This window comes from Burkholderia sp. PR2 (genome assembly GCF_052372875.1).
In the GTDB taxonomy this organism is placed as follows: domain Bacteria; phylum Pseudomonadota; class Gammaproteobacteria; order Burkholderiales; family Burkholderiaceae; genus Burkholderia; species Burkholderia diffusa.
In genome coordinates this window covers 1442997-1461843 of sequence record NZ_JBQRWH010000004.1, presented here as the reverse complement: position 1 = coordinate 1461843, position 18847 = coordinate 1442997, and the positions used below count along the sequence as shown (strand labels likewise).

The following is an 18847-nucleotide window of genomic DNA, read 5'->3' as shown; positions in this document are numbered from 1 at the left end:
GGAAACGATGACTGACAGCAATCACGGTTCGACGACGCATCCGGCTCGCCGCACGTTTCTTGCGCAAGCGGGTGCCGGGCTGGCAGCCGGCATCGCGATGGCCGCGGGCGCCTCCGGGTCGGCAACGGCCGCCCCGACACCGGGCCCCGCATCGACAGGTACCGGCAGGTTCTGGCAAGGCGACACGCGCCTCGTCATCTCGATCTCGATGCAGTTCGAGGCCGGCGGACAACCGCCCAAGGGCGCGGACAGCCCGTTCCCGTCCGTCGAATTTCCGTCGTCGGTGCCGATCGATCTGGCCTCGGCCACGTGGTTCGCATATGGCTACCGTGAAGGAATTCCGCGCCTTCTCGACCTGTGGGACCGGCATGGCGTGAAAGTCACGTCGCACATGATCGGAGAGGCCGCACGCCGGCATCCCGAACTGGCACGCGAGATCGTGACGCGCGGCCACGAAGCGGCCGCGCACGGCCCGACGTGGCGATCGCAATTCGCGATGAGCCGCGACGACGAGCGCCGCTTCCTCACCGAAGCTCGCGACATGGTTGAAGCAGTGACGGGACAGCGACCGATCGGCTACAACTGCAACTGGCTGCGGCGCGGACCGAACACGCTGCCGCTGCTGCAAGAACTCGGCTACGTGTATCACATCGACGACGTCAGCCGTGACGAGCCGTTCATCGAAACCGTCGACGGCCGCGATTTCGCGGTCGTTCCGTACACGTTGCGCAACAACGACATCCTGCTGATCGAAGGCCGCAACTATTCCCCGACGATGTTCCTCGAGCAGATCAAACTCGATTTCGACCAGTTGTACGCGGAAGCCGGACAGCGGCGGCGATTGATGTCGATCAGCGCGCACGACCGGATTAGCGGCACGCCGCAGATGGTCCGCGCATGGGACGCATTCCTGCACTACGCTCGATCGCATCCGGGCGTAGCCTTCATGCGCAAGGATGACATTGCCCGCTTTGCCCTGCACAGCCCGTCGACGGTGCGCGAAGCCGAAACGATCTGACCGGATTGCGCCCACCTCTTCACCTCGGAAGGACCACCATGAACGATTCACTCCACGGAAAGAAGGTACTCGTCGTCGGCGGCAGCTCCGGCATCGGTGCCGCCGCCGCGAAAGCATTCGCACAACGTGGCGCTGTCGTCACGATTGCATCGCGCGATCCGGCCAGGGTCAATGCAGATGCCACGCTGGGCGCGCCCGTGCGCACCGAAGCACTCGACATCACCGATACAACGGCCGTCGATGCGTTCTGCGCGCGCATCGGGCAGTTCGACCACGTCGTGATTTCGGCCGCGAAGACGGCGACGGGCCCGGTCCGCACGCTGCCGCTTGCCGACGCGCAAGCCGCGATGGACAGCAAATTCTGGGGCGCATACCGCGTCGCACGCTCGATCGATATCGCGCCCGGCGGTTCGCTGACGTTCGTGTCGGGGTACCTCAGCGTACGGCCGAACGCATCGTCGGTACTGCAGGGCGCGATCAACGCGGCGCTCGAGGCGCTCGCCCGCGGACTTGCACTCGAGCTGGCACCCGTGAGAGTGAATGCCGTGTCACCCGGCCTGATCGCGACGCCGCTATGGGACAAGCTCGCACCCGATGCGCGCGATGCGATGTACGCGGGCGCCGCGCAGCGCCTTCCGGCACGCCGCGTGGGCCAGCCGGAGGATGTCGCGAATGCGATCGTATATCTGGCGGCAACGCCTTATGCGACCGGCTCGACAGTGCTGATCGACGGCGGCGGTGCGATCGCGTAACGTATGCGGCCATGACAAAACGCCCCGCGTTCCATAGGGGAACGCGGGGCGTCGAGCGTCGTGCCGGAAAGCCGGCGCTTACACGACCGCGCTCACATCGAGCGGCGCGCCCGTCTTCGCCTGGATCTCTTCCGCGCTCACGCCGTCGGCGAGCTCGAGCACTTTCAGGCCATTCGGCGTCACTTCGATCACGCCGAGATCGGTGATGATCAGGTCGACCACGCCAACACCCGTCAGCGGCAGGTTGCATTCGTCGAGGATCTTGTGCTGATCGCCCTTCGCGACGTGCTCCATCAGCACGACGACGCGCTTCACACCCGCGACGAGGTCCATCGCGCCGCCCATCCCCTTGATCATCTTGCCCGGGATCATCCAGTTCGCGAGGTCGCCCGTCTTGCTGACCTGCATCGCGCCGAGGATCGCGAGGTTGATGTGGCCGCCGCGGATCATCGCGAACGAATCGGCCGACGAGAAGATGGACGAACCCGGCAGCGTCGTGACGGTCTGCTTGCCGGCGTTGATCAGGTCGGCGTCGACTTCGTCCTCGGTCGGCGACGGGCCGATGCCGAGCAGGCCGTTTTCCGACTGCAGCCACACCTCGACGCCCGCCGGCACGTGGTTCGCGACGAGCGTCGGCAGCCCGATGCCGAGGTTCACATAGAAGCCGTCCTGCAGTTCCTTCGCCGCGCGCGCGGCCATCTGGTCACGATTCCAGGCCATGTCAGTCTCCTTTTGCGCGTACGACGCGTTGTTCGATGCGTTTTTCGGGCGTCGCGTTCAGCACGATGCGCTGCACGAAGATCCCCGGCGTATGGACCTGGTCCGGATCCAGCGTGCCGTTCTCGACGATCTCCTCGACTTCCGCCACGGTGATCTTGCCCGCCATCGCGCACATCGGGTTGAAGTTGCGCGCGGTGCGGCGATAGATCAGGTTGCCGGACTTGTCGGCCTTCCACGCCTTCACAAGCGCGACGTCGGCCGTCAGCGACGGCTCGAGCACGTAGTGGCGATCGCCGAACTGGCGTGTTTCCTTGCCTTCCGCGATCACGGTGCCGTAGCCGGTGTTCGTGAAAAACGCCGGGATGCCGGCACCGCCCGCGCGCAGCTTCTCGGCGAGCGTGCCCTGCGGCGTGAATTCGAGCTCGAGTTCGCCGGCCAGGTACTGCCGCTCGAACTCCTTGTTCTCGCCGACGTACGACGAGATCATCTTCTTGATCTGGCGCGTTTCCAGCAGCAGGCCGAGACCGAAGCCGTCGACACCCGCGTTGTTGCTGATGCAGGTGATGCCCTTGACGGCGGAATCGCGAAGCGCCGCGATCAACGCCTCCGGAATCCCGCACAGGCCGAAGCCGCCCACCGCGAAGGTCTGTCCGTCGCGGACGATCCCTTCCAGCGCGGCCGCCGCGCTTGGATAGACTTTGTTCATCTGTATGTCCCTTCCTCTATGGAAACCAGCAAAACCGGTTCACGCGCCCACTGGGCCGCAAGCCCGCCGCATCATTCTATGCATGCACGGCGATACCTGCGTCGAAGCGCGCTGTTTTTATATCGCGACAAGGCGCCGCGAGATGCCTGAAAGGGTACGATGCGGCGCGGATGCGGCACAATACGCAAAAATACATAAGCGTTTGCCTCCGCTTGCCTGCGCCATGCCCGCTCTCGATTACCAGACTGCCTTTCACCTCGCGCCGCTCGGCCTCGTGATGTCGCGCGACCGCGTGATCGAGGACTGCAACGACGCGCTCGCGTCGATCTTCCGCTGTGCGCGGGCCGATCTGATCGGGAAGTCGTACGAGGTGCTCTATCCGTCGCCGGACGAATTCCAGCGCATCGGCGAGCGCATCTCGCGCGTGATGATCGCGAACGGCACCTACGCCGATGACAGAATCATGAAACGAGCCGACGGCGAGCTGTTCTGGTGCCACGTGACGGGGCGCGCACTCGACCGCACCGCACCGCTCGCGGCCGGCGTCTGGACGTTCGAGGACCTGAGCGCGACGCGCCGCGTCGCTGTCGAGCTGACACCGCGCGAGCGCGAGATCGCCGCGCAGCTCGCGACCGGCAAGACCAGCAAGCAGATCGGGCGCGTGCTCGGCATCAGTTCGCGCACGGTCGACATCTATCGGGCGCGGTTGATGCGCAAGTACGGCACGAACAATACGCCGGAACTGCTGCAGCGCCTGCTCGGCCAGTAAAACGCACCCGGGAATGGCAATCGGCCGCGTGAAGCGGCCGATTCGGGAAATCAACGGGAAATGGCGACACACCGGCGCCCGAGCGCCGGCTTCGGTGCCGCCGCGCTCAGCCGACCTTCGCCGCGAGCGCGCGCTCGATCGTATCGCGCAACAGTTGCGGCAGCGGCACCGACTTGCCGAGCGCGTAGTCGACCCACACGCATCGCGCGTTGCCGCGCGCATAGACATGCTCCGGATCGTCCGCGCGCGTCAGCTCGAAACCGGTGTCGAAGCTGCTGCGGCCGGGCTTCGCGGCCGACATCCTCGCGATCACGTCACCCGGATAGTGCAGTTGCTTCAGGAACTCCATCGACGCCGTGACGATCACGGGCCCCTGCCCCTCGCCGTTGCCGCCCGCGATGCCGAGTTCCTCGAACCACGAGATCCGGGCCTGCTCCATGTAGCGGAAATAGACCGTGTTGTTCACATGGCCGAATGCATCCATGTCGCCCCAGCGGATCGGCATCGACATTTCAAATACGGGGGAATATTCGCTCATTGCAGTCTTCTTTGTTGCTGAATGTCATCCACTCAGGCGAGGCCGAAGCCATCATCGGCGGAGATAATCGAGCCGTTGATGAACTGCGACTCGTCGGCCGCGAGCAGCAACAACAGCCCGTCGAGATCCTGCGGCTTGCCGACGCGCCGGCGCGGCAGCATCGACTGCAGCTTCTGGCCCTGCTCGGTTTCCCACAGGTAATGATTGATTTCGGTATCGATGTAACCCGGACAGATCGCGTTGACGTTGATTCCGTGGCGACCCCATTCGAGCGCCATCGCACGCGTCATCTGCACGACCGCCGCCTTGCTCATCGCATACAGCCCGATCTGCGGAAACACGCGCAGCCCGGCCACCGAAGCGATGTTGATGATCCGGTAAGGCGGCTTGCCGTTACCGTTCGCACGCATGATCATCCGCTTCGCGACTTCCTGCGCGACGAAAAACGCGCCGCGCGTGTTGGTGTCGAACACGAACTCGAAATCGGCGGGCGTCACGTCGACGAGCTTCTGCATCGTCGAGACGCCCGAATTGTTCACGAGGATGTCGATCGTGCCGGCTTCCGTTTCCGCGTGCGCGATGGCCGCCTTGATGCTCTGCACGTCGGTGACGTCGAGCGACACGACGTGCGCGGCACCGCCCGCCGCCTCGATTTCCGCGCGCAGCTCCTTCAGGCGCTCGACGCGGCGGCTCGCGAGCACGACCTTCGCACCGGCCTGCGACAGCACCTGTGCAAAGCGTTGCCCGAGGCCGCTCGATGCGCCCGTGACCAGTGCGACCTTGCCTTCCAGATTGATCGATCGACCCATTGCACATCCCCTTTCGATGTCGTTTCGCCGCCGCGGGCGCCCTGTCCCACGCAGCATAACCCTAGCACAAAAAATAGAACGATCGTGCTAATCTACGCGCATGCTGTTGCGGCAAGCGTTTCGTTTCGCAGACAATACGCTCCCGAATAAAAGCATTCTAACGGTTAGAGGAACGCCAATGACCCCCGCAAGCCTCATCGAGCAATACGGCCCGCGCGAATCGATGGAATACGACGTCGTGATCGTCGGCGGCGGCCCCGCCGGGCTGTCGGCGGCGATCCGGCTCAAGCAGCTGGCCGCCGAGAAAGGCACCGAGATCGGCGTGTGCGTGCTCGAGAAGGGTTCCGAGATCGGCGCGCACATCCTGTCGGGCGCGGTGATGGACCCGCGCGCGATCACCGAGCTGTTCCCCGACTGGAAGGAACAGGGCGCGCCGCTCACCGTCGAGGTGACGGAAGACCGCTTCCTGTTCCTGTCGGAAAAGAGCGCGATCACGACGCCGAACTGGGCGCTGCCGGCCAACTTCCAGAACCACGGCAACTACGTGATCTCGCTGGGCAACGTCACGCGCTGGCTCGGCCAACAGGCGGAAGCGCTGGGCGTCGAGATCTTCCCGGGCTTCCCGGCTGCCGAGATTCTCTATAACGACGACGGCTCGGTGAAGGGCGTCGCCACCGGCAACATGGGCGTGGGCAAGGACGGCGAGCCGACCGAGAACTTCCAGCTCGGCATGGAGCTGCACGCGAAGTACACGCTGTTCGCCGAAGGCTGCCGCGGCCACCTCGGCCGCCAGCTGATCTCGAAGTTCAAGCTCGACGCGAACGCTGATCCGCAAGCGTACGGGATCGGCATCAAGGAACTGTGGGAAATCGATCCCGCGAAGCACAAGCCGGGCCTCGTGATCCACACGGCCGGCTGGCCGCTGAAGTCGGATACGTACGGCGGCTCGTTCCTGTATCACATGGACAACAACCAGGTCGTGGTCGGCTTCGTGGTGGGCCTGGGCTACACGAACCCGTATCTGTCGCCGTTCGAGGAATTCCAGCGCTACAAGACGCACCCGTCGATCCGCGCGTTCCTCGAAGGCGGCAAGCGCGTGTCGTACGGCGCGCGGGCGATCACGGCCGGCGGCCTGCTGTCGCTGCCGAAGACGGTGTTCCCGGGCGGCGCGCTGATCGGCGACGACGCGGGCTTCCTGAACGCATCGCGGATCAAGGGCAGCCACGCGGCGATCAAGACGGGCATGCTGGCGGCGGACGCCGCGTTCGACGCGCTGCAGGCCGGCCGTCAGAGCGACGAGCTCAACGCGTACCCGGACGCCTTCAAGCAGTCGTGGCTGCATACGGAGCTGTACCGCGCACGCAACTTCAAGCAGTGGATGGCGAAGGGCCTGTACCTGGGCACGCTGATGGTCGGGCTCGAGCAGAAGGTGATGGGCGGCAACGTGCCGTGGACGCTGCACCACAAGCATGCGGATCACGAGATGCTGAAGCCGGCCTCGCAATGCACGCCGATCGAATATCCGAAGCCGGATGGCAAGCTGACGTTCGACCGGCTGTCGTCGGTGTTCATCTCGAACACGAACCACGAGGAAAACCAGCCGGCGCACCTGACGCTGAAGGATGCGAACGTGCCGGTGAACGTGAACCTGCGGACCTACGCGGGGCCGGAGGGGCGCTTCTGCCCGGCGGCGGTGTACGAGTTCGTGAAGAACGACGACGGCAGCGACCGGCTGGTGATCAACGCGCAGAACTGCGTGCACTGCAAGACGTGCGACATCAAGGACCCGACGCAGAACATCGTGTGGGTCACGCCGGAAGGCGGTGGCGGGCCGAATTACCCGAACATGTAACCTGCCGGAAAACGCCGCATTGCGCGGCGTTTTTTTCGTCCGATCGGCATTCGACGCTGCCCTGCCCGCCATCGGTCGCGCGATTCATCCACCGCGCCCCGCACCGGCTGCGCTAGCGCGCCGCTATCCGTCGACGGAAATGCTCAGTACCGGACACGATCTTGTCGAGCACCGCATCGAGCGCCCAGAACCGCTCCCGCACGTCGTAGTCGATCGAGCGGCAGCGAATCGATCCGAACGTGCCGATCCGTTGATGATAGATCTTCGCGAGCGCCGGGTAGCCAAGCGCTTCCGATACCGCCGAGAGCACCAGGAACGCCGACAATTCTTCGGCAAGCGCCGGATCCGAGTCGCCCTGCGTGCGCAGCCACCGATACAGATCGGGATGGAAGTTGGTGAACACGCCGTTGAAACCGGCGGAGCCCGCCTTCATCGCATCCCATGCGATCGCGGCGTTCGCATTCAGGATCTTCATCGGCGAGCCCGCGGCCAGCGCAACGCGTCGCTTCACCGTCTCCAGGTCGCAGCTCACGTCCTTCAACATCACGAAGCGGCCGGTGTCGATGCACGCGCGCAGTTCGTCATCGGACAGCAATCGCCGATAAGGCGCCGGACATTCATACAAGCCAAGCGGCAGATCCGCCGGCAATCGGGCGAGCAGCTTGTGAAGATGATCGAGAAACGCGGCGCTGCCCTTGCGCTGTGGATCGAGGCGGTTGGTCACGAGCACGACGCCCTGCGCACCCGATTCCGCCGCGGCACACAGCTCGGCGACCTGCGCGTCCAGATCTTCGCTGACGTGCCCGGACGCGACGACAGGCACGCGCCCGGCCACCCGCTCGACCACGAAACGCGCAAGCTCCGCCCGTTCTGCAAGACTCAGGAATTGCATCTCGCTCGATTGCGCGACCGCGAACAGCGCATCCGAGCCGTGCGCCAGATACCATTCGATGAGTCGCTCGAGACCCGCGTAGTCGATCGAGCCGGTATCGTCGAACGGCGTCAGCATCACCGGCACGATCCCTTCGATGGTCGTGCTCGCCTGCTGATGTGATTGCATCTGTTTCTCCTTCCTTCAATGAATACAGGGGGTAGCCGGCGGCCTCAGGCCGGAAGCGCGCCAGGCGCCGCACTCGCGGACTGCTCGGGAATCGGCTTGCGCACCAGCAGCAGGTAAGCCATTGCGCCGGCGAATGCGATTGCCGCCGCCGTCAGCAGCGCCGGCACGAACGACCACTTCTGCGCGATCACACCCGTCAGGATCGGCGCGAGCGCACCGCCGATGAAACCGCCGAAATTCTGGATCGCGCCGAGCGATGCGACACGGCTCGGCGGTGCGGCCGCCGTCGCGAGCGCCCACGAACATGCCGATGCCGCATTGGCGAGAAAGATCACGACCGAAATGCATGCGAGCGCCACCGTGTTGCTCTGCACGAGCGCGGCCGGAATCGTGAACGCGACCATCCCGAGCATCGCGACGACCACCGCATTGCGCCGGCTCACGACTGGCGAGCGGCTACGGCGCGTCACCAGATCCGACAGCCAGCCGGCAACGAGCGAACCGACGAACCCGCACAGGAACGGCACGGATGCCGCAAACCCGGTGCGAATGAGGCTCATGTGACGCTCCATCGTCAGATATCCCGGCAGCCAGGTCAGATAGACCCAGTTCAGATACACCGAACCGAAGAATCCGATCAGCATGCCCCAGGTCGTGCCGTGCGAAAACAGACTGCGCCAGTCGGCGAAGGTCAGCTTGGGTGCCGCGACGGCCGTCTGCGCATCGGCATCGAGATACGCTCGTTCCGCCGCGGTCAATTGCGCACGCGCCGGATCGCGATACGACGCAAACCAGACGACGGCGACAACGAGACCGAGTGCCCCTGTGACGACGAATGCCCAGCGCCAGTCGAACGAGGCGACGAGCACCGACAGCAGCAACGGCGCGAGCGCGGTACCGAGCGGCGACGCCGCGTTGAAGATCCCGGTCGGCGTACCGCGTGCACGCAACGGAAACCAGTTGCTCACCACTCGCGCCGCCGACGGGAACTGCGGCGCCTCGCCGATGCCGAGCACGATGCGCGCGACGATGAACCAGCCGAAGGTGGAGACGAGGCCGCCCGCTGCCTGCGCGAACGACCAGGCGATCAGCCCGATGCCGAGCAGCCGTCGCGGCCCGATGCGATCGACGAGTCCGCCGACCGGAAACTGGCACAGCGCATAGCTCCACGAGAATGCCGACAGCAGCAACCCCATCTGCGAGAGCGACAGCCCGAGATCGCTCCGGATTGCCGAACTCGCGACGGCCAGCGTGCCGCGATCGAGATAGTTGACGATTCCGCTCGCCATCAGCAGCGCAAGCGCGATACGTTGTCCGCGCCGGATACGTGGCGGCGCAGTCGGAACAGCCTGGTCTTCGTTCATTTCGATTGTCTCCATGTCATAGGCGGGTGCCTGCCCGCGCTTTCCGTCGTCGCGGAATCTATACCGCCATGCTCTCCACTTCTTCGCGTGTCGGAATCGACGTCTGCGCGCCGTGGCGCGTGACGCTGATTGCGGCCGCACGCTGGCCGAACGCGATCGCGTCGTCCATCGACGCACCACTCGTCCGGGCGGCCGCGAATCCGCCGACGAAGGTGTCGCCGGCCGCCGTGGTATCGACGGCGGCCACAGCCATTGCCCGATGGCGGCCGTTCCCTGCGCTGCCGCGCCAGCAGACGCCGCGCGCACCCAGCGTGACCAGCACGTTGCCGACGCCTTTCGCGCGCAGCGCCTTGGCGGCGCGCACCGCCGAGGCGTCGTCGCCGACGGCGATGCCGGTCAGCGACTCCGCTTCCGTTTCGTTGACGACGAGGTAGTCGATCTGGGCCAGCAACGCGTCGAACAGCGGCCGTGCAGGCGCCGGATTGAGCAGCACCGGCGTGCGATGTGCGATCGCACTGCCGATTGCGCGCGCGACGCTCTCGATCGGCACCTCGAGCTGGCACACCATCAGCGCCGCGCCGGCGATCGCCTCGCGCGCCTCGTCGATCAATTCGGCATCGAGGCGTGCGTTTGCACCGGGCACGACCACGATGCTGTTCGCCCCGTGCGCATCGACCGTGATCGTCGCCACGCCGGTTGCCTCGCCGTCGATCCGGTGCAGGTGCGTCACGTCGATACGTTCGGCCGCCAGCGCGTCGTGCACGCGCGCCCCGAACGCGTCGTCGCCAACGCAGCCGATCATCGCGACCGACGCCCCCAGACGGGCCGCCGCCACCGCCTGGTTCGCACCCTTGCCGCCGTGAACGGTCTGGAAGGTCGTGCCGAGCAGCGTTTCGCCCGGCACGGGCAGCCGTGGCGCATGCGTGACGAGGTCGACGTTGATACTGCCGACGACCGCGATTCGAGGGGGCTTTGCGCGGATCTTCATTCAATGTAACCGCTTACATTTGCGGCCAACAAAATAGCCGGAACGGCCGTCGTCGACGAAAATTTCACAATGCGGCTGCAATCTGTGTCTGACATAATACGGAGTAGCATCAAGATAGCGCTTACATTCGCACAGGCACGACCGGGAATGCAAGCAGGACCACGATGAATCGAGGGTAAACGATGGCGTTTTTGACCACGCGCGGCGCCTGCGGGGCAGCCGCGCCCGGGGATGACCAATGAGTACGCCCCCATCCAGCGGCGGCGCGGCTCGCGCACGCCGCGGCAGCGGTCGATCGGTGCTCGGGGATGTCGCGAAACTCGCCGGCGTGTCGACCGCGACCGTTTCGCGTGTCTACAACGACCCCGGCAAGGTCTCGGCCGACGTGCAGCAGCGCGTGCGCGACGCGGCACGCGCACTGAACTGGATTCCCAACGCGGCCGGCCGAGCACTCGCATCCACGCGAACCCACATCACGGGTGCGATCATCCCGACGCTCGACGACCAGGTGTTTGCGTCGCAGGTAGCGGGCATGCAGGCGGTCATGGCCGAGCACGGCATTACCCTGTTCCTCGGCTGCTCGAATTACGACCCGGCACAGGCGCTCGCGCAGGTGCGCGCGATGCTGTCGCGCGGCGTCGAAGCCGTGTCGCTGGTCGGCGAAGCCTATCCGGCGGAAGTATTCGAACTGCTCGACCTGCATCGGGTGCCGTACGTCGTCACCTATGCCTACCGCGACGACAGCCCGCACTGCTGCATCGGTTTCGACAACCGCGCGGCATTCGCGCGACTGACCACGCACCTGCTCGACCTTGGGCATCGCGATTTCGCGATCATCATGCAGCCTTCGGCGGACAACGATCGTGTGCAGGCCCGCCTGCGCGGCATCCACGACACGCTCGCCGCGCGTGGGCTCGCGGTCCGGCCGATCCACCAGCATGAAGGCCCGGCCACGATCGCGTTCGGGCGTGCGAGCCTGCGCGCGATCGCCGACAGCGGGGCGACGCGCCCAACGGCCGTGATCTGCGGCAACGACGCGCTCGCGCTCGGCGCCCTACTGGAAGCGCAGGCAATCGGCCTCGAGGTGCCGTCGCAATTGTCGATCACCGGCTTCGACGATGTCGCGCTGGCTCGCGAAATCCGGCCTGCGCTGACGACGATGTGGGTCGACACCGATGCGATCGGCCGCAAGGCCGCCCGCGCGTTGCTCGACGCACTCGAGCACGGAGAAGCCGGGCCCGGTTGCGCGATCCTGCCGGAGTTGCGGGTGCGCGAATCGGCCGCGCCGCCGAATTCGGCGGCCCAATGAAAACGGGGCGCCCCAGGCGCCCCGTTTCGCATCGAATCGGTCGAGCCGGCGCGTGCCGGCCCCGCTGCATCAGGTCGCGCTGCCCGCGATCTTCGGCGTCGGCGTCTCGACGTCGCCGCACTGCGCACGATGGCGCAGCGCATGGTCGATCAGCACCAGCGCGAGCATCGACTCGGCGATCGGGGTCGCGCGAATGCCGACGCACGGATCGTGGCGGCCGAAGGTTTCGACCGTCGCCTCTTCGCCGGACTTCGTGATCGAACGGCGCGGCGTGCGGATGCTCGATGTCGGCTTGATCGCGATCGACACGGTGATGTCCTGCCCCGTCGAGATCCCGCCGAGCACGCCGCCCGCATGGTTCCCGACGAAGCCGGCCGGCGTCAGTTCGTCGCCGTGCACCGAGCCGCGCTGCGCGACGCTGTCGAAGCCCGCGCCGATCTCGACGCCCTTCACCGCGTTGATGCTCATCATCGCCTTCGCGATGTCCGCGTCGAGCCGGTCGAATACCGGCTCGCCCCAGCCGACCGGCACGCCCGACGCAACGACGTCGATGCGCGCGCCGATCGAGTCACCGTCCTTGCGCAACGCGTCCATGTAGGCTTCCAGCTCCGGAACGACCGCCGCGTTCGGCGAGAAGAACGGATTCTCGCGAACGTGCGACCAGTCGACGAATGGCACGTCGATCTCGCCGAGACCGCTCATGTAGCCGCGCACCTCGACGCCGAAACGCTCGCGCAACCATTTCTTCGCAACCGCGCCCGCGCCGACGATCGGCGCGGTCAGGCGCGCGGACGAGCGGCCGCCGCCGCGGTAGTCGCGGATGCCATATTTCTGCCAGTAGGTGTAGTCGGCATGGCCGGGGCGGAACGTCTCGACGATGTTGCCGTAGTCCTTGCTGCGCTGGTCGGTGTTGCGGATCAGCAGCGCGATCGGCGTGCCGGTCGTCACGCCTTCGAACACGCCGGACAGGATCTCGACCTCGTCCGCCTCCTGGCGCTGCGTCACGTGCCGCGACGTGCCGGGCTTGCGGCGATCGAGTTCGACCTGGATGTCGGCTTCGGTCAGCCCCATTCCCGGCGGGCAGCCGTCGATCACGCAGCCGATCGCGGGACCGTGCGATTCGCCGAAGGTCGTGACAGTGAAAAGCGTGCCGAGGGTATTGCCGGACATGATGGAACCGCCCAAAGAGAATTGGACAAACCGATGCGCTGCCGGGACCGCTGGCAGGCCGATCGTTTGCCGGTCGAGAAAAAGAAGTAAACCGCTATTATGCCAGCCGTCCCGTGCCCGCGGGCCGCGTGAACCGTTCAGACCACACGGACCTGTCACGCAGACGGCCGGGCGCAAGGGCCGTCGACCCGCACCGTTCCGGTCAAACGGGCCGGTTCGCCGCCGTCGGCACGGCCCGGCGGCTTCGCGCCGGGCCCGCCCCTGCTCACTTTCGCGCGCCGCGCAACTCGGTCACCGCGGCCTGCAGCGCCTCGGGCGTCGCGACCGGGGCCGGGATCGGCTCGCCGACCGCGAGCGTCAGCCGGCTCATCACGCCGCGCTTGATGGGTCGCGGCATGCGCGCATCGGCATGACGGGAGAAATAGCTGCCCCACAGCCCGCGCAACGCCATCGGAATCACGGGCGCCGGCGTACGGCCCAGGATTTCGGTGATGCCGTGGTGGAACATGTTGATGTCCCCCGTCTTGGTCAGCTTGCCTTCCGGGAAGATGCACACGAGTTCGCCATCCTTCAGCGCGGCCTCGCACGCGTCGTACGCGCGTGCGAGCATGTCGGGATCCTCATGGCGCGGCGCGATCGGAATCGCCTTCGCATGCCGGAACACCCAGCTCGCGAAGCGTGTCTTGAATATCCGGTGATCCATCACGAACCGGATCGGCCGCGGGCTCGCCGCCGCCAGCACGAGCGCGTCGACGTAGCTCACGTGGTTGCATACGAGCACGGCCGCGCCCTCTTCCGGGATTCGCTCCGCATGCACGAGGCGAATCCGGTAGAACGTGTGCACCAGCACCCACGCGACGAAGCGCAGCAGGAACTCCGGAACGAGCAGGTAGATGTACGTCGCGACCACGACGTTCAGCAGCGCGGTGACGAGGAACAGGCCCGGGATGTCGACGCCGGCCTTGGTCAGCCCCATCGCCATCAGGGCCGACAGGATCATGAACAGCGCGTTCAGGATGTTGTTCGCGGCGATGATCCGCGCACGATGGGTCGGCGCGCTGCGACTCTGGATCAACGCATACAGCGGCACGCTGTAGAAGCCGCCGAACATCGCGAGCAGGAACAGGTCGGCCAGGATGCGCCAGTGGCGCGCACCGGCCAGGAATTCCCCGACCGACAGCAAATGCCCGGGCGACGGCAGCGAGTGGCTCGCGAAATACAGCTCGATCGCGAACACGCTGATGCCGATCGAACCGAGCGGCACGAGGCCGATCTCGACGCGCCGCTGCGACAGCCGCTCGCACAGCAGCGAGCCGAGGCCGATCCCGACGGAGAACGTCGCGAGCAGGACCGTGACGACATCGGGGCTCGCGGACAGCACATCCTTCGCAAAATTGAAGAATGACGTCAGGAACGTCGCGCCGACGAACCACAGCCATGAGATGCCGAGCAGGCTCAGAAACACGGTGCGATTCTGTCGCGCGAGCCCGAGGTTGCGCCACGTCTCGCTGAACGGGTTCCAGTTGATCACGAGATCGGGCTGCGGCGCCGGCGTCGGCGGCACGCGCTGCGCGACGAGCCGCCCCGCGAGCGCGATGACGACGACGCTGACGGCGAGCACGCGCTCACCGCTGCCTTCGATGCCCGCGGCCGCACCGCCGATGATCGTCCCGATCAGGATCGCGATGAACGTGCCCATCTCGACGAGGCCATTGCCGCCGACCAGTTCGTGGTCGCCGAGATGCTGCGGCAGGTACGAATACTTGACGGGGCCGAACAGCGTCGAGTGCATCCCCATCATGAACGTGCACAGGTACAGCAGCGTCGCGCTGTGCGTGACGAAGCCGGCCGCGCCGACCAACATCAGCACGATCTCGAAAGTCTTCACGAAGCGCGTGAGCGTCGCCTTGTCGTATTTGTCGGCGATCTGGCCGGAGGTGGCCGAAAACAGCACGAACGGCAGAATGAAGATCGCGGAAATCAGGAATGCGGCCGTCTTCGCGTCGACGCCCGAGAACCGCGTGGTGTGATAGGTGACGAGCGATGTGAATCCGATCTTGAACACGTTGTCGTTCAGCGCCCCGAGGAACTGGGTCGTGAAGAACGGCGCGAAACGGCGCTGGCGCAACAGGTCGAATTGCGACGCGTGGGCGCGCCGTTCGCCGCGCGACGCGGAAGAGACTTGCGTGTGATCGCTCATGCGGAATACGCGCGCATCGTCTAGGCGAAGCTGCGCGGGCCTTGTATGGTTGTCGAAAAAACGGCGGCGCAGGCTGAACCTGCGCCGCCGTGCGCCGAGTGGCAGCGCCCGCGCGTCATGGCACAGGGCGCGACGTGCTTCACGGCTTCTGCGCTTCGGCTTCCGATTCCGGCCAGTCGCGGATGTACGCCTTCAGCATCCGGTTCTCGAAGCTTTGCGCCTCGACGACCGTCTTCGCGACGTCGTAGAACGAGATGACGCCCATCAGCACCTTCTTGTCGAGCACCGGCATGTAGCGCGCGTGGCGCTCGAGCATCATCCGGCGCACTTCGTTGACATCGGTTTCCGGCGTGCACGTGAGCGGCTCGTCCATCACCTTGCGCACCTGCACGTCGCCGATCGCGCCGCCGTTCACGTGGAGACGCAGGATGATCTCGCGGAACGTCAGCATCCCGACGAGATCGCCGTACTCCATCACGACGAGCGAACCGATATCGTGTTCGGCCATCGTATCGACCGCTTCGCGCAGCGGCTTATCGGGCGTCACCGTAAACAGCGTGTTGCCCTTCACTTTCAGAATATCGCTGACGCGCATCGTAGTCCCCTCATGCTTGAATGCAAATCCGCTTTCGATCCTATCGGAAAGCCTGTCAAAAGGAAAGCGCGGGCCCGCGCGGCGCGGCCGCCCCCGCTTGCGGACGCGGGCCGCCCGCCGCACAATGACTCCATCGACAGCGGCCCGAGGAGACGGCCATGGCGCATACGCATACGGAGCAATTCGCCAGCTTCGCTGATTTCTACCCGTACTATCTGAACGAGCACCAGAACCTCACGTCGCGGCGGCTGCACTTCATCGGCTCGCTCGGCGTGATCGGCTGCGTCGCGATGGCGATCGCGACGGGCCACTGGCCGTGGCTGCCGGCGGCGGTCGTGTGCGGCTACGGATTCGCGTGGGTCGGACACTTCTTCTTCGAGAAGAACCGCCCCGCCACGTTCCGGCACCCGATCTACAGCCTGATGGGCGACTGGGTGATGTTCAAGGACATCTGCACCGGGAAGATCCCGCTGTAACGCCCGCCCGGCGGCGCGTCACGCCGTTTTCGGCGGCCGCGCGTGCGGGTCGGGCGCCGCGCCGGGCACGGACCCCGGCACGGTCTCCGCCGGCTGCACGCCGGCGAGCCGGTGCTCGGCGATCAGCGACGCAAGCGATACGTCGAACCGGTCGTTCGACAGCACCTCCAGCAATGCCGCACCTTCGACGTGGCTGCGGCGTCGCTGCAGCTGGTAGGTCAGTTCCGTGCGGTCGATCACCAACACGTCGAACAGCTGCGCCAGCGTCAGTTGCTCCGGATTCGCCAGCAGGATGTAGCGCGGCGCGGGTTCGCCGCTTTCCAGCCGCGCGATCCATTCCCGCTCCTCCATCGTCAGCAGCAGCCGCTGCGCGGTTTCCATGTCGCAGCGCAACATGGTCGCGAGCCGCATCGCGGTATAGCCCGCCTTGCCGACCGCGCGCGCCTCGGCCAGTCGCGCGAGCAATTCGAGCGCGTCGAGCAGATCGCTGCCCGGATAGTGGATGCGATGGAACTGGCCGACGCGAATCGCCGGCAGCGCGGACGCCACCATCGCGCCGAGCAGCGCGATGAACCAGCTCAGGTACACCCACAGCAGGAACACCGGCAGCGCCGCGAACGCACCGTAGACGGCCGTATAGGTCGGAATACGCCGCACGTAATAGCCGAAGCCGCGCTTCGCGAGCTCGAACGCGATAGCCGCGAACAGCCCGCCGATCACCGCGTCGCGCCATGCGACCGTGCAGTTCGGCAGGTACACGTACAGCAGCGTGAACGCGAGCACGGTCAGCGGCAGCGACACGAACGCGAGCAGCCATTCGACGATCGACGTCGACGGCCCGGCGCCGGTGAACGCCAGCGACTGCGTGAATAGGTACGACGAGATCGACAGGCTCACGCCGAACAGCAAGGGGCCAAGCGTGATCAGCGCCCAGTACGCGAGCACGCGCTGCGCGAACGGCCGCGGCTTGCGCACCCGCCAGATCAGGTTGAACGCGGACTCGATCGTCATCATCGTCATCACCGACGTGACGACGAGCACGATCAGGCCGGCCGTCGTCAGCCCCTTGGCCTTCGACGCGAACTGGTTCAGGTACTTGAAGATCTGGACGTTGAACTGCGCGGGCATCAGGTGATCCGCGAGGAACCCCTGCAGCGAGATCTGAAACGATGCGAACATCGGGAACGCGGTGAACAGCGCGAACGCGACCGTCACGAGCGGCACGAGTGCCAGCATCGTCGTGAACGTGAGGCTGCCCGCCACTTGCGGGATGCGATCCTCGGCGCTACGCCGGGCCGCGAACTGCGCGAGGCGCTTGAGGGTGTCGAGATCGACGCTCAACTTCGGCAAACGGCTTCTCCTTCTCGATGGCGCGTGCGCGACGGCGCGCCGCCGCCGCGCTGCGCGACGACTTCAGCCCCTATAATAGCCGCTCGATCCAGCAGGGGCCGACTGCACCGGGCATGCGCGCGGCCGCACGCGGCCCCGTCGCCCATGAAAGACATTCTCGTCCTCTATTACAGCCGCCACGGCGCCACGCGCGATCTCGCGCTAGCTATCGCGAACGGCATCGACAGCGTGCCCGGCATGCAGGCCCGCATCCGCACCGTGCCGCCCGTCTCGACTGTCTGCGAAACCACCGCCCCCGACATCCCCGACGACGGCCCGCCCTACGCGGAACTCCGCGATCTCGAGGAATGCGCGGGCCTCGCGCTCGGCTCGCCGACCCGCTTCGGCAACATGGCCGCCTCGCTCAAGTATTTCCTCGACGGCACGACCCCGCAATGGCTGTCAGGCGCGCTGACCGGCAAGCCGGCCTGCGTGTTCACGTCGACCGGCAGCCTGCACGGCGGCCAGGAATCGACGCTGCTGTCGATGATGCTGCCGCTGCTGCATCACGGGATGATGATCGTCGGGATCCCGTACACGGAAGCCGCGCTCAGCACGACGCGCACCGGCGGCACGCCATACGGCGCATCGCACGTGTCGCAGCACGATCGCAGCGCGCCCGAAGGACTGTCGGCCGACGAAAAAGCGCTCGCGGCCGCGCTCGGCGCGCGGCTCGCCCGCGCGGCGTCGGCCCTGTCCGCCGCCCAGGCGGCCGAAGCCGCATGAATGCGCCCGCCCGCCCCGCCGTCGCCGCCCGGCCGCGCTACGCGCTGGCCGCGGCCGCGTGCCTCGTCGCACTGATCGCGCTGTCGCTCGCGTGGGAACTGTGGCTCGCGCCGCTGCGGCCGGGCGGCTCGGCGCTGATGCTCAAGGCCGTGCCGCTCGCGCTCGCGCTGCCCGGCGTCTGGCGGCGTAACATCTATACGATGCAGTGGGCGAGCATGCTGATCCTCGTCTATTTCGCCGAAGGCATCGTGCGCGGCATGTCCGACCGCGGGTTGTCCGCGACGCTCGGCTGGTGCGAGACCGCGCTCGCCGTCGGCTTCTTCGTGGCAGCGCTTGCATACGTCGCGCCGTTCAAGCGCGCGGCGAAGCGGCAGCGCGCCGCGTCCTGACCCTTACGCGACCGAAC

19 protein-coding genes are annotated in these 18847 nt (G+C 66.2%); 8 read left to right on the top strand and 11 right to left on the bottom strand.

All coding sequences use genetic code 11. The annotated features are described in order from the left end of the window. Nucleotides 1–7 precede the first annotated feature (7 nt). Nucleotides 8–1018: a polysaccharide deacetylase family protein gene (locus ACT2FV_RS24010; protein WP_444504945.1), complete on the top strand. Its 1011-nt coding sequence runs from the start codon at nt 8–10 to the stop codon at nt 1016–1018. Between the two features lie 38 nt (nt 1019–1056). Next, nucleotides 1057–1770 (top strand): SDR family oxidoreductase, encoded by a 714-nt coding sequence (locus tag ACT2FV_RS24005; protein ID WP_444504944.1) that lies wholly within the window; start codon nt 1057–1059, stop codon nt 1768–1770. Between the two features lie 78 nt (nt 1771–1848). Here the strand turns inward: ACT2FV_RS24005 and ACT2FV_RS24000 are convergent, their stop codons facing one another. Next, a complete protein-coding gene (locus ACT2FV_RS24000) occupies nt 1849–2490 on the bottom strand; it encodes a CoA transferase subunit B (RefSeq protein WP_059608588.1) in 642 nt (213 codons plus the stop codon). A 1-nt stretch (nt 2491) separates the two neighbouring features. Beyond that, on the bottom strand, nt 2492–3196 hold the full coding sequence (locus tag ACT2FV_RS23995; RefSeq protein ID WP_012363722.1) for a CoA transferase subunit A: 705 nt from the start codon (nt 3194–3196) through the stop codon (nt 2492–2494). A 223-nt stretch (nt 3197–3419) separates the two neighbouring features. Between ACT2FV_RS23995 and ACT2FV_RS23990 the strand changes: the two genes are divergently transcribed. Next, entirely contained in the window at nt 3420–3965 is a 546-nt protein-coding gene (locus ACT2FV_RS23990) for a LuxR C-terminal-related transcriptional regulator (protein WP_444504943.1), read from the top strand. 106 nt (nt 3966–4071) lie between these two features. On the opposite strand, the gene ACT2FV_RS23985 is transcribed toward ACT2FV_RS23990, so the two are convergent. Continuing rightward, nucleotides 4072–4503: an acyl-CoA thioesterase gene (locus ACT2FV_RS23985; RefSeq protein ID WP_059608589.1), complete on the bottom strand. Its 432-nt coding sequence runs from the start codon at nt 4501–4503 to the stop codon at nt 4072–4074. A gap of 32 nt (nt 4504–4535) precedes the next feature. Continuing rightward, nucleotides 4536–5312 (bottom strand): SDR family oxidoreductase, encoded by a 777-nt coding sequence (locus ACT2FV_RS23980; RefSeq protein ID WP_059608590.1) that lies wholly within the window; start codon nt 5310–5312, stop codon nt 4536–4538. Nucleotides 5313–5490: 178 nt separating this feature from the next. Between ACT2FV_RS23980 and ACT2FV_RS23975 the strand changes: the two genes are divergently transcribed. After that, nucleotides 5491–7164, top strand: a complete 1674-nt coding sequence (locus ACT2FV_RS23975) for an electron transfer flavoprotein-ubiquinone oxidoreductase (RefSeq protein WP_444504942.1) — start codon at nt 5491–5493, stop codon at nt 7162–7164. A 112-nt stretch (nt 7165–7276) separates the two neighbouring features. On the opposite strand, the gene ACT2FV_RS23970 is transcribed toward ACT2FV_RS23975, so the two are convergent. Genes ACT2FV_RS23970 through rbsK form a run of 3 tightly spaced genes read right to left on the bottom strand, consistent with a single transcriptional unit; the run spans nt 7277 to nt 10576 of the window. Continuing rightward, nucleotides 7277–8224: a dihydrodipicolinate synthase family protein gene (locus ACT2FV_RS23970; protein WP_174910831.1), complete on the bottom strand. Its 948-nt coding sequence runs from the start codon at nt 8222–8224 to the stop codon at nt 7277–7279. A 44-nt stretch (nt 8225–8268) separates the two neighbouring features. Continuing rightward, nucleotides 8269–9588 (bottom strand): MFS transporter, encoded by a 1320-nt coding sequence (locus ACT2FV_RS23965; RefSeq protein WP_151051574.1) that lies wholly within the window; start codon nt 9586–9588, stop codon nt 8269–8271. Nucleotides 9589–9646: 58 nt separating this feature from the next. After that, nucleotides 9647–10576, bottom strand: coding sequence for a ribokinase (gene rbsK, locus ACT2FV_RS23960; RefSeq protein ID WP_151051576.1), 930 nt, complete (start codon nt 10574–10576; stop codon nt 9647–9649). 238 nt (nt 10577–10814) lie between these two features. On the opposite strand from rbsK, the gene ACT2FV_RS23955 reads away from it, so the two are divergent. After that, a complete protein-coding gene (locus ACT2FV_RS23955; protein WP_124626485.1) occupies nt 10815–11885 on the top strand; it encodes a LacI family DNA-binding transcriptional regulator in 1071 nt (356 codons plus the stop codon). Between the two features lie 69 nt (nt 11886–11954). Here ACT2FV_RS23955 and aroC read toward each other — a convergent pair whose 3' ends face one another. The 3 genes from aroC to ACT2FV_RS23940 form a co-directional block, all read right to left on the bottom strand. Beyond that, complete coding sequence (aroC, locus tag ACT2FV_RS23950; protein ID WP_124903740.1) at nt 11955–13055, bottom strand: chorismate synthase; 1101 nt, start codon at nt 13053–13055, stop codon at nt 11955–11957. 265 nt (nt 13056–13320) lie between these two features. Further along, nucleotides 13321–15255, bottom strand: coding sequence for an MFS transporter (locus tag ACT2FV_RS23945; RefSeq protein ID WP_124626489.1), 1935 nt, complete (start codon nt 15253–15255; stop codon nt 13321–13323). Between the two features lie 139 nt (nt 15256–15394). Continuing rightward, complete coding sequence (locus ACT2FV_RS23940; RefSeq protein WP_044846066.1) at nt 15395–15850, bottom strand: CBS domain-containing protein; 456 nt, start codon at nt 15848–15850, stop codon at nt 15395–15397. A 158-nt stretch (nt 15851–16008) separates the two neighbouring features. Between ACT2FV_RS23940 and ACT2FV_RS23935 the strand changes: the two genes are divergently transcribed. Continuing rightward, nucleotides 16009–16326, top strand: coding sequence for an Mpo1-like protein (locus ACT2FV_RS23935; RefSeq protein ID WP_044846067.1), 318 nt, complete (start codon nt 16009–16011; stop codon nt 16324–16326). Nucleotides 16327–16344: 18 nt separating this feature from the next. Here the strand turns inward: ACT2FV_RS23935 and ACT2FV_RS23930 are convergent, their stop codons facing one another. Then, nucleotides 16345–17676, bottom strand: coding sequence for a YihY family inner membrane protein (locus tag ACT2FV_RS23930; protein ID WP_151051578.1), 1332 nt, complete (start codon nt 17674–17676; stop codon nt 16345–16347). 144 nt (nt 17677–17820) lie between these two features. Between ACT2FV_RS23930 and wrbA the strand changes: the two genes are divergently transcribed. Both wrbA and ACT2FV_RS23920 read left to right on the top strand, forming a co-directional pair. Then, the gene (wrbA, locus tag ACT2FV_RS23925; RefSeq protein WP_444504941.1) at nt 17821–18441 is read left to right on the top strand and encodes an NAD(P)H:quinone oxidoreductase; all 621 of its coding nucleotides are present in this window, start codon (nt 17821–17823) and stop codon (nt 18439–18441) included. After that, nucleotides 18438–18830 carry a DUF2069 domain-containing protein gene (locus ACT2FV_RS23920; RefSeq protein ID WP_059545112.1) on the top strand — a complete coding sequence of 131 codons (393 nt, stop codon included), beginning with the start codon at nt 18438–18440 and terminating at the stop codon, nt 18828–18830. The genes wrbA and ACT2FV_RS23920 overlap by 4 nt, the downstream gene beginning before the upstream one ends. The last annotated feature ends 17 nt before the right edge of the window (nt 18831–18847 follow it).

What these genes read in the sequence shown, in the direction of transcription:
- ACT2FV_RS24010 (WP_444504945.1), top strand. Translation starts at nt 8, where the DNA reads ATGACTGACAGCAATCACGGTTCGACGACGCATCCGGCTCGCCGCACG.
- ACT2FV_RS24005 (WP_444504944.1), top strand. Translation starts at nt 1,057, where the DNA reads ATGAACGATTCACTCCACGGAAAGAAGGTACTCGTCGTCGGCGGCAGC.
- ACT2FV_RS24000 (WP_059608588.1), bottom strand. Translation starts at nt 2,490, where the DNA reads ATGGCCTGGAATCGTGACCAGATGGCCGCGCGCGCGGCGAAGGAACTG.
- ACT2FV_RS23995 (WP_012363722.1), bottom strand. Translation starts at nt 3,196, where the DNA reads ATGAACAAAGTCTATCCAAGCGCGGCGGCCGCGCTGGAAGGGATCGTC.
- ACT2FV_RS23990 (WP_444504943.1), top strand. Translation starts at nt 3,420, where the DNA reads ATGCCCGCTCTCGATTACCAGACTGCCTTTCACCTCGCGCCGCTCGGC.
- ACT2FV_RS23985 (WP_059608589.1), bottom strand. Translation starts at nt 4,503, where the DNA reads ATGAGCGAATATTCCCCCGTATTTGAAATGTCGATGCCGATCCGCTGG.
- ACT2FV_RS23980 (WP_059608590.1), bottom strand. Translation starts at nt 5,312, where the DNA reads ATGGGTCGATCGATCAATCTGGAAGGCAAGGTCGCACTGGTCACGGGC.
- ACT2FV_RS23975 (WP_444504942.1), top strand. Translation starts at nt 5,491, where the DNA reads ATGACCCCCGCAAGCCTCATCGAGCAATACGGCCCGCGCGAATCGATG.
- ACT2FV_RS23970 (WP_174910831.1), bottom strand. Translation starts at nt 8,224, where the DNA reads ATGCAATCACATCAGCAGGCGAGCACGACCATCGAAGGGATCGTGCCG.
- ACT2FV_RS23965 (WP_151051574.1), bottom strand. Translation starts at nt 9,588, where the DNA reads ATGAACGAAGACCAGGCTGTTCCGACTGCGCCGCCACGTATCCGGCGC.
- rbsK (WP_151051576.1), bottom strand. Translation starts at nt 10,576, where the DNA reads ATGAAGATCCGCGCAAAGCCCCCTCGAATCGCGGTCGTCGGCAGTATC.
- ACT2FV_RS23955 (WP_124626485.1), top strand. Translation starts at nt 10,815, where the DNA reads ATGAGTACGCCCCCATCCAGCGGCGGCGCGGCTCGCGCACGCCGCGGC.
- aroC (WP_124903740.1), bottom strand. Translation starts at nt 13,055, where the DNA reads ATGTCCGGCAATACCCTCGGCACGCTTTTCACTGTCACGACCTTCGGC.
- ACT2FV_RS23945 (WP_124626489.1), bottom strand. Translation starts at nt 15,255, where the DNA reads ATGAGCGATCACACGCAAGTCTCTTCCGCGTCGCGCGGCGAACGGCGC.
- ACT2FV_RS23940 (WP_044846066.1), bottom strand. Translation starts at nt 15,850, where the DNA reads ATGCGCGTCAGCGATATTCTGAAAGTGAAGGGCAACACGCTGTTTACG.
- ACT2FV_RS23935 (WP_044846067.1), top strand. Translation starts at nt 16,009, where the DNA reads ATGGCGCATACGCATACGGAGCAATTCGCCAGCTTCGCTGATTTCTAC.
- wrbA (WP_444504941.1), top strand. Translation starts at nt 17,821, where the DNA reads ATGAAAGACATTCTCGTCCTCTATTACAGCCGCCACGGCGCCACGCGC.
- ACT2FV_RS23920 (WP_059545112.1), top strand. Translation starts at nt 18,438, where the DNA reads ATGAATGCGCCCGCCCGCCCCGCCGTCGCCGCCCGGCCGCGCTACGCG.